The organism is Bradyrhizobium nitroreducens (assembly GCF_002776695.1).
Classification (GTDB): domain Bacteria; phylum Pseudomonadota; class Alphaproteobacteria; order Rhizobiales; family Xanthobacteraceae; genus Bradyrhizobium; species Bradyrhizobium nitroreducens.
In genome coordinates, this window is sequence record NZ_LFJC01000003.1 from 6,251,989 (window position 1) to 6,265,251 (window position 13,263).

The 13,263-nt window shown below is 64.6% G+C and carries 12 protein-coding genes; 7 read left to right on the forward strand and 5 right to left on the reverse strand.

Annotated features, from left to right (window positions below; all coding sequences use genetic code 11):
* Positions 1–24 precede the first annotated feature (24 nt).
* From TSA1_RS29870 to TSA1_RS29890, 5 genes are read left to right on the forward strand one after another with little or no spacing between them, the layout of a single operon-like run.
* Positions 25–1,515: a glycerol-3-phosphate dehydrogenase gene (locus TSA1_RS29870; protein ID WP_100179450.1), complete on the forward strand. Its 1,491-nt coding sequence runs from the start codon at positions 25–27 to the stop codon at positions 1,513–1,515.
* Positions 1,516–1,545: 30 nt separating this feature from the next.
* The gene (locus TSA1_RS29875; RefSeq protein ID WP_100179451.1) at positions 1,546–2,715 is read left to right on the forward strand and encodes an ABC transporter ATP-binding protein; all 1,170 of its coding nucleotides are present in this window, start codon (positions 1,546–1,548) and stop codon (positions 2,713–2,715) included.
* Positions 2,712–3,626, forward strand: coding sequence for an ABC transporter permease (locus TSA1_RS29880; RefSeq protein ID WP_100179452.1), 915 nt, complete (start codon positions 2,712–2,714; stop codon positions 3,624–3,626). The genes TSA1_RS29875 and TSA1_RS29880 overlap by 4 nt, the downstream gene beginning before the upstream one ends.
* Before the next feature lie 4 nt (positions 3,627–3,630).
* Positions 3,631–4,443: an ABC transporter permease gene (locus TSA1_RS29885; protein ID WP_100179453.1), complete on the forward strand. Its 813-nt coding sequence runs from the start codon at positions 3,631–3,633 to the stop codon at positions 4,441–4,443.
* An 11-nt stretch (positions 4,444–4,454) separates the two neighbouring features.
* Entirely contained in the window at positions 4,455–4,952 is a 498-nt protein-coding gene (locus tag TSA1_RS29890) for a DUF6622 family protein (RefSeq protein ID WP_100181414.1), read from the forward strand.
* Here TSA1_RS29890 and TSA1_RS29895 read toward each other — a convergent pair whose 3' ends face one another.
* The 5 genes from TSA1_RS29895 to TSA1_RS29915 form a co-directional block, all read right to left on the reverse strand.
* On the reverse strand, positions 4,953–5,945 hold the full coding sequence (locus tag TSA1_RS29895; RefSeq protein ID WP_100179454.1) for a hypothetical protein: 993 nt from the start codon (positions 5,943–5,945) through the stop codon (positions 4,953–4,955).
* A gap of 112 nt (positions 5,946–6,057) precedes the next feature.
* A complete protein-coding gene (locus TSA1_RS29900; RefSeq protein ID WP_100179455.1) occupies positions 6,058–6,909 on the reverse strand; it encodes a carbohydrate ABC transporter permease in 852 nt (283 codons plus the stop codon).
* The gene (locus tag TSA1_RS29905) at positions 6,906–7,778 is read right to left on the reverse strand and encodes a carbohydrate ABC transporter permease (protein WP_100179456.1); all 873 of its coding nucleotides are present in this window, start codon (positions 7,776–7,778) and stop codon (positions 6,906–6,908) included. Before TSA1_RS29905 ends, TSA1_RS29900 begins: the two co-directional genes overlap by 4 nt.
* Positions 7,779–7,871: 93 nt before the next feature.
* Positions 7,872–9,257: an ABC transporter substrate-binding protein gene (locus tag TSA1_RS29910; RefSeq protein ID WP_097660079.1), complete on the reverse strand. Its 1,386-nt coding sequence runs from the start codon at positions 9,255–9,257 to the stop codon at positions 7,872–7,874.
* A 230-nt stretch (positions 9,258–9,487) separates the two neighbouring features.
* Entirely contained in the window at positions 9,488–10,468 is a 981-nt protein-coding gene (locus tag TSA1_RS29915; RefSeq protein WP_100179457.1) for a LysR family transcriptional regulator, read from the reverse strand.
* Positions 10,469–10,583: 115 nt separating this feature from the next.
* Here TSA1_RS29915 and TSA1_RS29920 point away from each other — a divergent pair, with 115 nt between their 5' ends.
* Together TSA1_RS29920 and dctA are read left to right on the forward strand one after the other, a co-directional pair.
* Positions 10,584–11,657, forward strand: coding sequence for a 4-oxalomesaconate tautomerase (locus TSA1_RS29920; RefSeq protein WP_100179458.1), 1,074 nt, complete (start codon positions 10,584–10,586; stop codon positions 11,655–11,657).
* A gap of 52 nt (positions 11,658–11,709) precedes the next feature.
* Positions 11,710–13,095 (forward strand): C4-dicarboxylate transporter DctA, encoded by a 1,386-nt coding sequence (gene dctA / locus TSA1_RS29925; RefSeq protein ID WP_100179459.1) that lies wholly within the window; start codon positions 11,710–11,712, stop codon positions 13,093–13,095.
* Positions 13,096–13,263 lie beyond the last annotated feature (168 nt).

A 13,263-nucleotide genomic window follows, 5' to 3' on the forward strand; every position in this document is an offset into this window, starting at 1 on the left:
GCTTCGCTCCTTCTCGACGGCTCCATGGCGGATTACGACCTTGCAATCATCGGCGGCGGCCTGAACGGTGTCAGCCTTGCGCGCGATGCGGCCGGTCGCGGTCTGCGGGTCATCCTTTTGGAGCAGGGCGATCTTGGCGGCGCGGCCTCCTCGGCGACACCGCGGCTGATCCACGGCGATTTGTCGGTGCTGGAGCGCCGCGGGTTCTGGCGGGTGCGCCGGGCGCTGGCCGAGCGCCGGATCTGGCTCGCCATCGCGCCGCATTTGGTCCGGCCAACACGCTTCGTGATCCCTGCGCATTCCGACGAGCGTCCGCCCTGGCTGCTGCGGGCCGGCCTGTATGTTTATGACGGCCTGACGAACCGGGGCGGCTTGCCGCCGTCGGTGACCCTCGACATCACGCATCATCCGGTCGGTGACGCGCTGAAGCGCCCGTTCGGCACGGCGTTCGAATATTCGGACTGCGTGGTGGACGATTCCCGTCTGGTGGTGCTCACCGCGCTGGATGCCGCCGAGCGCGGCGCTGTGATCCGCACCGGGGCGCGCTGCGTCCGCGCCGATCGAACCGACATCTGGCGGCTCGCGGTGGTCGATCGCGGCCATCGCCGTTCCATCACGGCCCGAGCGCTTGCCAACGCGACCGGAGGCTGGACACCGATGGTCGCCGACACCGTGCTGCGGCAATCGCAGCCCGCGATGGCGGCCACGCAGATGAGCCAGATCGTCGTGCCCAGGCTGTTCTATTCGGACAATGTCTACGTGTTCCAGAACAGCGATGGACGGCTGATCTTCGCGAGCCCGTTCGAGCGCGAGTTCACGCTGATCGGCACGGTTACGCATGCTTTCACCGGCGATCCCGCGATCGTCGCGATGCGAGGCGCCGATGTCAGCTATCTCTGCGACGTCGCCAGCCGCTATTTCCGCGAGCGCGTCGCGCCGACCGACGTGGTGCGGACGGTCTCCGGCGTCAACCTGACGCTGGCGTCCGCGCGGGGACGCGACGGCACGACGCTGTTCCATGCGCGCCGGCGCAAGGCGCCGCTGCTCACGATGTTCGGCGGCGATGTCACCACCTCGCGCCTGCGCGCTGAACGTGCAGTGACGAAGCTGACGCCATTCTATCCGATGTCCCCGCCCTGGACCGCGACCGCCGCGCTGCCCGGCGGCGATTTCGCCTGGGACCGCTTCGACACCGAAGTCGACCTCGCGCGCGACCGCTGGCGCTTCCTCTCGGAGGGGGAGGCTCAGCGCCTGGTTGCAGCTTATGGCTCACGATTGCCGGCGGTGCTGGGCGAGGCGAAGATCCGCGACGAGCTCGGCCCGGCCTTCAGCCCCGAGCTGACCGCGGCCGAAGTGCGCTATCTCATGAGCCATGAATGGGCGCGCTTCCCCGAGGATATCCTGTGGCGTCGTTCCAAGCTCGGCCTGACCATGCCTGCCGCGGACTGTGACGCGCTGGCCGCATTCATGGCTGGTGTGAACGATCCAGTTGAGCTGGGGACAATCGGCCGCTAGCGTGCGGCGGAATCGGGCTTGGCAGGGACCATGACGGACGAGTTGCCCAGAACAGACGCCGCGGCCAATGCCGGCGGAGATGCATATCCCGCGGCCGGCCAACCGCTGCTGTGCATCGAGGGAGTCGCCAAGGCATTCGGCGCGTTCCGCGCCGTGGACGGCGTCTCGCTCGAGATCAAGGCCGGTGAGTTCTTCGCGCTGCTTGGACCCAGCGGTTGCGGCAAGACCACGCTGCTGCGCATGCTCGCCGGCTTCGAGGCGCCGGACGAGGGGCGCATATTGCTCGGCGGCAAAGATATCGCGCAGGCGCTGCCGCACGAGCGGCCGATCAACATGATGTTCCAGAACTACGCGCTGTTTCCGCATCTGTCGGTGCGCGACAACATCGCCTTCGGCCTGAAGCGGGCCGGCATGGCGCGCGCCGAGATCGCCACGCGTGTCGCAGAGATGGTTGCGCTGGTGAAACTCGAAGGGCTGGAGAAGCGCAAGCCCGACCAGCTCTCCGGCGGCCAGCGTCAGCGCGTCGCGCTCGCCCGCGCCCTGGCGCGCCGGCCGCAATTGCTGCTGCTCGACGAACCGCTCGCAGCCCTCGACAAGAAGCTGCGCGAGAGCACGCAAGGCGAGTTGATGGAGCTCCAGCGCCGGCTTGGCATGACCTTCATCATCGTCACCCACGACCAGGAAGAGGCGATGACGATGGCGAGCCGGATCGGGGTGATGAAATCAGGCAAGCTCGCTCAGGTCGCGAGCCCCCGCGAGCTCTACGAGGCGCCGCGCTCGCGCTGGATCGCGGAGTTCGTCGGCGACGTCAATCTGTTCGACGGCGAGTCCAAATTGCGCGACGGTCACCGTCTGGTCATTGGCACGCGCGATGCGGGTTCGCTGGTGGTGGCCGAGCCGCGTGAGCCGGTCGGCGCGGGAAGATTGGCCGTCGCGATCCGTCCCGAGAAGGTCAAGCTGTCGCGGCGCGGCCCGGTGAGCGAAGCCGGTCATGAAACGGCGATCAACCGGCTCGATGGCGTGATCGCCGACATCTGCTATCTCGGCGGCACCACCACCTACAAGGTCAAGCTCGACACCGGCGGAATGGTGCAGGCTTCCGTCGCCAACAGCGCGCGCCTCGACGTCGACGCCTACAGCCTGAACCAGCACGTCGTCGCCTGGTTCACGCCAGACGATTGCGTGGTGCTGCAATCATGAGCGCCCGCCGCATCTTCGCGCGCCCGGCGCGATTTGCCGCCATCGCGCCCTATGTCTGGATGGTGCTGTTCTTCCTGGTGCCGTTCGCCTTCGTGCTGAAGATCAGCCTGTCGCAGACCGCGATCGCGCAGCCGCCTTACGAGCCCGTGTTCGACCTGACGGCCGGATGGGATGCGCTCAAGTCGGCGTTCGCTGCGCTGTCGGTCGACAATTTCAGGCTGATCGGCTCGGACGACATCTATGTGTTCGCCTATGTGCGCAGCCTGACCGTCGCCGTTACCGCGACTGCGTTGTTGCTGTTGATCGGCTACCCCATCGCCTATGGCATGGCGCGGCTGCCGAAGAATTGGCAGGCGGTGGCGATGGTGCTGGTGATCGTGCCGTTCTGGACCTCGTTCCTGATCCGCATCTATGCCTGGATCAACATCCTCCAGCACGACGGCCTGCTCAATCAGATCCTGTTGGCGCTGCACCTGGTCAGCCAGCCGGTGGTCTGGCTCTCCACCGACAGCGCGATGTATATCGGCATCGTCTATTCCTATTTGCCGTTCATGATCCTGCCGCTCTACGCCACGCTCGCCAAGATGGAGCCTGTGTTGGAAGAGGCGGCCTCCGATCTCGGCGCACCGCCGGGGGCGGTGTTCTGGCTCGTCACCTTCCCGCTGTCTCTGCCCGGCGTCGGCGCCGGCGTGCTGTTGTGCTTCATCCCCATCGTCGGCGAGTTCGTGATCCCGGATCTTCTGGCCGGCTCGAATTCTCTGATGATCGGCCAGACCTTGTGGCTCGAATTCTTCACCAACAAGGACTGGCCGGTCGCCTCCGCCGCGGCCATCGTGCTGCTCGTCGTGCTGCTGCTGCCGCTGCTGCTGTATGAACGGCTTCAGAAGCGGCAGCTGGAACAGGGAAGGTAGGGCCATGCGCAAGGTTGCCCGCCTGTCCCGCTTCAACGTCGCCTCGCTCGCGCTGGGGCTCGCGTTCCTTTACCTGCCGATTCTCATCCTGGTCATCTATTCCTTCAACGCCTCGCGCCTGGTGACGGTGTGGGGCGGCTGGTCGCTGCGCTGGTATCACGAGTTCTTCAACGACCGCGCCATGATCGAGGCGGCCTGGATGAGCCTGCGGGTCGCGGTCTCCTCCGCCACCATCGCTACGCTGCTCGGTACGCTCGCCGCCGTCGCGCTGTCGCGCGGCGAGCGCTTCCGCGGCCGCACGCTGTTCTCCGGCATGCTCTATGCGCCGCTGGTGATGCCCGAGGTGATCACGGGATTGTCGCTGCTGCTGCTGTTCGTCGCCCTGAACGCCGAGCGCGGTTTCTGGACCGTGACGATCGCCCATACCACCCTGACGATGTGCTTCGTTGCGGTGGTCGTGCAGTCCCGCCTCGGTTCGCTCGATCGTTCGCTGGAGGAGGCGGCGATGGACCTCGGCTGCGACCCGGTGCGCGCATTCGTGGCCGTGACGCTGCCGCTGATCGCGCCTGCGATCGTCGCCGGCTGGATGCTGGCCTTCACGCTGTCGCTCGACGATCTCGTGATCGCGAGCTTCACCACGGGCCCGGGCTCGGCGACGCTGCCGATCCGGATCTACTCGGAAGTGCGGCTGGGCGTGAAGCCGGAGATCAACGCGATCTGCACGCTGGTGATCGCCCTGATCGCGGTCGTCATCGTCATCGCCTCGCTCGCCTCGAAACTGTCGAGCTCGCAAGGTAAGAGCGCAGCGCCCTTGTGAGCGGGCAGATCATGACGATGGCCTACCAGATCCTGATCCACACGCCGCCTTGGGTCTTCGTGCTGCTCGCTTATCTCGTCTGGCAGGGCATTCAAGCGATGCAGCCACGCACGACGCCGATCTGGCGCGCGCTGATCCTGCCGGTCGTGTTCATCGTCTGGGGGATGTCGCGGATCGGCTTCGGGCCCCAGAGCAGCGCGTGGCCGCTGATCGCGTGGATCGCAGCCGCGCTGGCACTGCTGCCGCTGGGTGTTCTGACGCCGCGTCCTTTCGATGTCGATCACGCGACGGGTGAGATCATTCGTCCGGGCAGCGCGTTCGCCCTGATCCGCAACCTCGTCGTGTTCTCGCTGCAATATGCGGTCGGCGTGATCTCGGCGATCGATGCGGGCGACCGCGCACTGGCCATCATTGTCGGCCGCGCCATCTCGGGCGCGACCGCCGGCTACTTCATCGGCTCAACCATTGCGCTGCTGATCGCCTATCGGCGCAAGCGGGCCCGCGGATGATCAGCGCGGCCGGGGCGGACGTTTCGAGCTCTTGGCGTTTGTAGAGCGTGACCGCGCGACGGAGGCTGCGACGGGGCTGGCGTATCGCGCGTGCATCGCGCCACGCACTGCGGCACCAAGCTGGCGCAGCGCCAGCGCATTGAGCGGAAACTCCAGCAGGATATGGATCAGGCTCAGCGCCAATAGGAAGGTGAAGCCGAACGCATAGTCGTAGAAATAGAGCGCGGTGGCAGCTGCGCTGGCGGCAGCCATCGCCGCCAGCCGGGCCTTCGGCACTGCGGTCCAGCGGATCACGTCGGCTTTGATGAACCAGTTGAGGTAGTGATAGGTGTAGACGAAGGCGAGCAGGCTGGTCAGCCTGGTGTCGAGCACGAGGCCCGGCACGCCGAACAGCCGACCCAGGGCCGGGCCGACATTGCCGAAATAATCCTGGCCGACGCGGGCAAAGCTCGCGATCCGGATCTCGGCGGCTGGCGGCAGCAGCAGGATCGTGGCGATTGCGACGATGTAGGCCACCACCAGCGCGCCTTGCACGCGGCTGCCGGACCTGTGGGCGCCCAATATCATGAAGATCAGTGTGAACAGCGAGACGTGTATCAGGGTCGGAATCAGGATGCCGATGACCGCGAGCGAGGATCCGCTCGAATACATGATCGCTGACAGGGCAATCGCGACCATGAACAGCAGCATGCTCTCGATCGCGGAGACGGTGGCCGCCAGCATCGCGCAGACGACCAGCGCGCCCCACATCGCAAAGCCGAACCACGAGGCATTGTCGATCAGCGCCGCGACCACGGCCACGACGGCGAGGGCCGCCGCGATCCCGCGATGGGGCAGATAGTAGCTGCGATCATGCAGCCACGAGATCTCGGTGAAGTAATGCGCCGGACCGAGCACGACATAAGCCAGCAGCAACAACTCGAACGGCACCAGATAGGCCGCCACGAGCGCCAGCAGCATCAGGCCGAGATGGATCGCGTCGTTCCTGCGCATGATGCCGGGCCCCGCTCGAGACCCTGACGTTAGAGCAGGCGTGGGCAATCTTCAATTGTCCACGTCGCCGCTCGAACGTCCTGCTTGAGGCGCCGCGATGCCTCCTGTCGTGTCAGGACTTCACCGCACCCGCCGTGAGCCCGCCCACCATGTAGCGGCGGAAGGCGTAGTAGACCGCGGCCGGCGGCAGCGCATAGATGAAGCCGGTGGTCATCAGCAGCTCCCATGGCGAGTCGTCGGCGGCGAGGAAGTTGCCGAGCGCGACGGGGAGGGTGATCTCGCGGTCATTGGAGAGCAGCAGGAACGCGTAGAGATATTCGTTCCAGGCCAGCAGCACTGCATAGGTGCCGATCGCGACCAGCGAGGGCATCATCAGCGGCAGGTAGACCAGGCGGAAGATCTGGAGCGTCGTTGCACCGTCCATCACGGCGGCCTCATCGAGCTCGACCGGGAGCTTGTCGGAGGCCTGCTTGAGCACCCAGATCGCGTAAGGCGAGGCGATTGTCACCATGGCCAGGATCAGCGACCAGTGATTGTTGAGCAGGCCGTAATTGCCCATGGTCCGGTACATCGGAACGGCGAGGAACGCTGCCGGAATGAAATAGGTGAAGAGCGCGAGGTTCAGCACCACGCGACCGCCCGGCACCTTGAGCCGCGAGATCGAGAACGCAGCTGCCGTCGCGATGAACAGCGTCAGCACGCCGACGGATGCCGCGATCACCACCGAATTCCAGAACTGCACGTAGAAGTCGCGCAGGAAGTAGTGCTGCTGCTTGAACACGATCTCGAAGTTATGCAGCGTCGGGTGGTCCGGCCACAGCTTGCCCGAGAACGCGTCCTCCTTCGGGGAGATCGCGAACAGGAACATGTGATAGATCGGGATCATCGTCCACAGGAAGACGGGAATGCCGATCAGCAGGAGCCGCGCTTCGGTCGCTACTTCGCGCAAGGAGGGGAGCTTCATCGCGACAACCGTTTCATCATGAAGTACACGAGCGGCAGGACGAACGGCATCGCGCAGACGATGGATGCCATTGCCAGCGAGAGCTGGTCGAGCCGGAGATAGCGGATGCCGAGCGTCGACAGCACGTGGGTGAGGTCGGCCGGGCCGCCGCCGGTGAGCAGATAGACGCTGTTGAAATCGCCGAGCGTCCAGATCATCGAAAGCAGCGTGCAGGTGACGTAGAGCGTCTGCATCGACGGCCAGGTGATGTAGCGGAATTTCTGCCACCAGCTCGCGCCGTCGACCTCGGCGGCCTCGAACAGATCGTGCGAGATCGCGAGGCGGCCGGTGATCAGGATCAGCGTCCAGAACGGCAGCGACTTCCAGATGTGCACGGCGATCGCCATGCTGAGCGCCACGGTGGGGTCGTTCAGCCAGTTCGGGCCGTCATCGCCGGTGAAGGAGAAGATGAGGTGGTTGATCACGCCCCATTCGGGGTTGAGCATGAAGCGCACCGACAGGATGGTCGGGATCGACGGCACCGCCCAGGGCAGGATGAAGATCACCGAGAGCCATTTGATCCAGGGGCGCTGCACGGCGAAGAAGCCGGACAGGAACAGCGCGATCAGCATCTTGATGTTGATGCCGATGACCAGGAAGATCAGCGTGTTGACCGCGGCGCGCGCGAAGATCGGGTCGTTGTAGAGCGCGACATAATTCGCCGGTGCGCGCGCCAGCCAAAGCCCGTAGCAGACGGGATAGACCACGAAGGCAAGGAAGACGAGCAGATAGGGCGCGAGCAGCACGATGCCCCAGACCTGCGCCGGGCTCAGCCGCGACGACAGGGGCGGGCCGGGGAGTGCCTGATCGCCAGAGAGCGTGATCGCCATTCTTTTTGGACTCTTCAAAGAGAAGCCGGCCGCGAAACGCGGCCGGTGTTGTTCTAGCACCTCTCCCCGCGAGGCGGGGAGAGGCAGGGTGACTTAACCCGCGACCTGCTTGATGCGGGCGATCAGCTCGTCGACGGCCTTGTCGACCGGAACCTTCTCGCTGACGACGCGATTCATCGCCTTCGCCCACACGTTCTCGTTGTTGAGGATCGTGAACTTCCAGTTCTTGGTGAAGTCGAACGCCGCGGTGCCGCCCTTGAACTGCGTGTAGACCGCCTTGCGGTGCTTGTCGGCCTGCCAGAACGGGCTTTCCTGGCTCTCCTTCGTCACCGGGAACCAGCGGCCGAGCGCGCCCTCGATATAGGGACGGACGTTCTCTTCCTGGAGCAGGAAACTGATGAACTGCTTGGCCTCGGCCTTGTTCTTGGCCGCGGTGAAGATCAGCCCGGTCTTGACGTCGGAGCGGTACTTGATGGTCGAACCGTCCGGCGCCTTCGGGAAGGACGCCGTGATGATGTCCTGCTCATAGGCCTTCTTGCCGGCTTCGCGCTGCTCGGGCGTGAGAGCCTGGTTCTGCGAGTCTTCGTACCACTTCGCCGCGATCGAGATCGTGAAGTTGTGGGTCATCACGATGGTCTTGTTGTGGAAGGCGACGTTGTTGTCGGGATCCTTCCAGGTCGTGGAAGACGGCGGCGTGCAACCCTTGATGTAGGTGTCGGTGTAGTCCTTCATCGCCTTGATCAGGTTCTCGCGAACCGTGGGATCGTCGACCGTGAGCTTGCCGTCATCGTCGACCAGCTTGACGTGGTAGGCGTCCATGAAGGTGTAGAACGACTGGAAGGCGTCGGTGGATTCCACGCCCATCGGCTGGCCGACGGCGTAAATGCGCTGGCCGGTCGCCTTGCGGATGCCCGGCTGCACCTTGTCGCACCAGAACGTCCAGTAGCCGGTCCAGTCGTTCGGGATGTCGCTCTGCTTGAAGCCGGCCTTCTCCAGCATGTCGTTCCAGATCTGGACGTGCATGCTCTGCTGCTTCAGCGGGAAGCCGTAATAGGCCTTCTTCTTGGCAACGTCGTTGTAGAGGATCGACGCATCGAGCGTGTTCTGCACGAAGCGGCCCTTGATCGGCTCCATGACGTCGGAGAGATCCTCGAGCTTGCCCTCATAGGCCCACTTGCCCTGCGCCTGCACGTCATACGAATCGGAATAGGCGACATCGGGCACGGTGCCGGCATCGAGCGCGGCGACCGTCTTCGGAATCATGTCCTGGATCGCGTATTGCGACAATTCGACCTTGATGCCGGTCTTGGCCTCGAATTTCTTGATCGTCTCGATCAGTGCGTCGTCTTCGGAGCGATAGAAGCCCTTGCCCCACCAGACCGTGATCGTCTTCTGCTGCGCAAATGCGGGTGCAGCGGCTGCAAACAGCCCGGCCGCAGCGACCGCCAGTGATACTGCGCCAATAACCTTGGATTTCACGTTTTTCTCCCTCAAACGGCCGGTGTTTTTAACCGGTCGTATAAAACACTAGCGCAGGATGGTAGCGCAATCAACGCATCTTGTCGGACCCAGGTCGTAGGGCGCCGGGTCCGAGGAGATGCATCATGCAGGCATCGATCCAATCGCCGCATCAATTCGCGGCAATCAATTCGCGATGTCCGAGGAACTCCGGCTTGGCGGGAGCGGTCTCGCCCCGCCCGAGCGAGCCGTCAGCGTTTCCGCTTCGGAGGCGACGATGTCGTGTTCGAGCTTGCCTCAGCCGATCGGGACCGCGGCTTGCCATGCACGCCGGTCTGAGCAGGAGAGCGCCAGGCCTCGAGGAGCATTTTCAGAAACTGGCTGGCATGAGGAGATAGTGTCGCCCCGCGCCTGCGCACGATGCCGATCGTCCGCGACACTTCCGGTTCGACCAGACGAATGGTGTGAATGATCGGATGGCCGGCGGCGGGCGTCGCCAGCTTCGGCAGCACGGCGATGCCGAGGCCCGCTTCGACCAGACCCAGCGAGCCGGAGAGGTGAGCGACCTCATAGGACCAGTTCAGCTGCAGGCCGTGTCGCGCCAGAGCATTGTCGATCAGCGCGCGATTGCCGCTGTTGCGACCGACGGTGATGATCCGGTGCGACGCGATCTCCGGCCAGCTGACCTGCTTGCGCGACGCCAGCGGATGGTCGTGGCGGCAGGCCAGGACGAAAGGATCCTCGACGAGCCTCTCGAATTCGATCTCGGCATGGGAGGCGCCAATGAAGTTGATGCCGAAATCGACCTCTCCGCGCGCGACCGCTTCCAATCCCTCGTTGGCGCCAATGTCCAGGATGCGGATGCGAATGCGAGGATAAGCCTCGGCAAACCGTCCGATCGCACGCGGCAGGAAGTAGAACACCGCCGTCGGCACCGCAGCCACGGAGACCAGGCCCGAGCTTCGCGCACCGATGTCCTGGATGGCGAGCACCGAGGTCTCGAACTCGTCGATGAGGCGGCGCACCTTCGGCAGGAAGTCGCGGCCGGTCATGGTGAGATTGACGTGGCGCGTCGACCGCTCGAGCAGGGGCGCCCCGAGGCTTTCCTCCAGCTTCTGAATGCGTCGGCTGAGCGCGGGTTGAGACAGGTTCAGCGCCTTGGCGGTCCGGACGAAGCTGCCGGTCTCGGCAACGGTGATGAACGCCTTGAGGTCGAGCAATTCTGCGTTCATGGCGTGCTCCTTTATTTCGATAGATGAAATAATACCTCAGATATTTGCATTTCACAAAAGAGTTGGGAAGGCGGATGCTCTGTTCAGGCCAACACGCCGCCGAACGGAAGAGCCCATGAACGATCAGATTGCCATTCCCTGTGTGGTCATGCGCGGAGGGACCTCGCGCGGACCGTTCTTCCTGGCCCGCGATCTCCCGGCCGACCCGAGGTCACGCGACGCGGTGCTGTTGTCGGTGATGGGAGGCGGGCACGATCTTGGCATCGACGGCATCGGCGGCGGCAATGCCGTCATCAACAAGGTCGCGATCGTCGGACCGGCCACGGTGCCCGGCGCCGATGTCGATTACCTGTTTGCCCAGGTGCGTGTTCGCGAAGGGATCGTCGATACCTCGCCGAACTGCGGCAACATGCTGGCGGCGGTGGGGCCGTTCGCAATCGAAGCCGGCCTGGTCGCTGCGAGCTGCGATCGGACCGATATCCGTATCCACAATGTCAACACCGGCAAGCTGATCGACGCCACCGTCGCCACGCCGGGAGGGCGGGTGACTTACGAGGGCGAAGCGCGGATCGACGGCGTGCCGGGAACGGCCGCACCGATCGAATTGTCCTTCCCCAACGCGGCCGGCGCGCGGACCGGTCGCCTGCTGCCGACGGGACGCGCGGTCGATTGCATCGATGGGATCGACGTCACCTGCATCGACGCGGCGATGCCGGTCATGCTGGTCCACGCGGCCGACCTGGGATGCACCGGCCGCGAGGCTCCGTCGGATTTCGCCGACGCGGGCTTCCGGGCGCGTCTCGAAGGGCTGCGTATCGAGGCCGGGCGCCTGATGGGGTTTCCAAATGCGGCGACAATGGTGATCCCGAAGCCGGTTCTGATTGCGCCTGCGGGCACGGCGGCGCTGAACACCCGATACTTCATGCCGCACGACTGCCACAGCGCATTGGCGGTGACTGGCGCCGTCGCGATCGCGACGGCCTGCCTCACGCCTGGGACGATCGCTGCAAGGATGGTCGGACCGCTGGCGCCGCCGGTGCCGATCACGCTCGCCCATCCCTCCGGCCAGCTCGTGGTTCGGCTGGAGCCCGGCCCGGTCGCCCGCGTGCAGCGCACCGCCCGGCGCATCTTCGAGGGCCACGTCTTTGCCCGTCGATCGCACGTTCCTCAGGCGGTGCTGGCGGCCTGAAGCCGGACCGCTCCTGAACTCCAAAAAAATGACACCCAAGGGAGAAACGAGAATGCAGATGCACGCGCCGGCCAGGTCCGCGAACGGTGAGCCACGCAAGCCGTTCTACCGGATTCTCTACGTTCAGGTGCTGATCGGGCTCATCCTGGGCGTCGTCACGGGCCATTTCTGGCCCGAGTTCGGTGCCGCGCTGAAGCCCTTCGGAGACGGCTTCGTCAAGCTCGTCAAGATGATGATCGCTCCGATCGTGTTCTGCACCATCGTGAGCGGCATCAACAGCATCAGCGATTCCCGCGAGGTCGGTCGCACCCTGGTGAAATCCATGGCGCTGTTCTATCTGCTCACCGTGCTCGCACTCCTGGCGGGGTTGACCGCCGTGTCGTTGATCCAGCCAGGCGCCGGCATGCATGTGTCCGTCAATACGCTGGATCCGTCCGTGGCCGCGAAATTCGGCAAGCAGGCCGCAGCGACCGGATTTGCGGACTTCATGCTGCACATCATCCCGCATTCGTTCTTTGGAGCGTTCGCCGACGGCGAGGTGCTGCCTGTCCTGCTGATCTCGATCCTGATCGCCTTCGGCTTGAGCCGCGCCGGCGATGGCGGTGCGGCGGTGACAAAGGCCGTCGCCTCGTTCTCGCACGTGCTGTTTGTGTCGTTCGGTTTCATCATGAAGCTCGCGCCGCTCGGAGCCTTCGGCGCCATGGCGTTCACGGTGGGCCGATACGGCGTCCGTTCGATCGGCTCGCTCGGCCTGCTGATCCTGACATTCTATATCGCCTGCTCCGTCTTCGTGGTCGTCGTGCTTGGTACGCTGGCACGGCTGAACGGCTTCAGCCTGTGGAAGACCATCCGCTACTTCAGGGAAGAATTGCTGATCGTGCTCGGCACGTCGTCGTCGGAGCCCGCGCTGCCCGGCGCGCTACGCAAGCTGGAGCAACTCGGATGCCGGAAGGGCGTGTCGGGGCTCGTGCTGCCGATGGGCTACTCATTCAATCTCGACGGCAGCGCCATCTATCTCACCCTGGCTTCCATCTTCATTGCACAGGCTTGCGACATTCATCTGTCATGGGGACAGATCGCGGCGATGCTCGGCCTGATGCTGCTGACGTCCAAGGGAGCGGCCGGCGTCACCGGCAGCGGCTTCGTCGCGCTCGTTGCGACCCTCTCCGTCATGCCGGATCTGCCGGTAACCGGCGTCGCGCTGCTCGTCGGTATCGATCGCTTCATGTCGGAGGCGCGGGCGCTGACGAGCATGATCAGCAACTGTGTCGCAGCCATCACCGTTTCGCTGTGGGAGGATGCCTGTGACCGCGAGGTGTTGGCCCGTGAACTGGACGGGTGCGGCACTGTCGCGCCCGCGGCCAGGACGACGATCGGGGAGGTGGCGCCGGTGCTGGGTGAGGCGAGCTGGATCACGACGACGCGATCCGCCGCCTGACCAGGTCTTGGATGAGATCGGTCCCGGTTTGGTTTGGCAAGTCGGGACCGTGGCGTGCGCTATCTCGGCTGAAGGGCGGCTCGACCACGCTAGAGCATTTTCGGTTCTGATTGAATCAGAACCGAAGCTCTAGATTCTTGTTTTGACGCGTTTTCTTCACGCGAACCG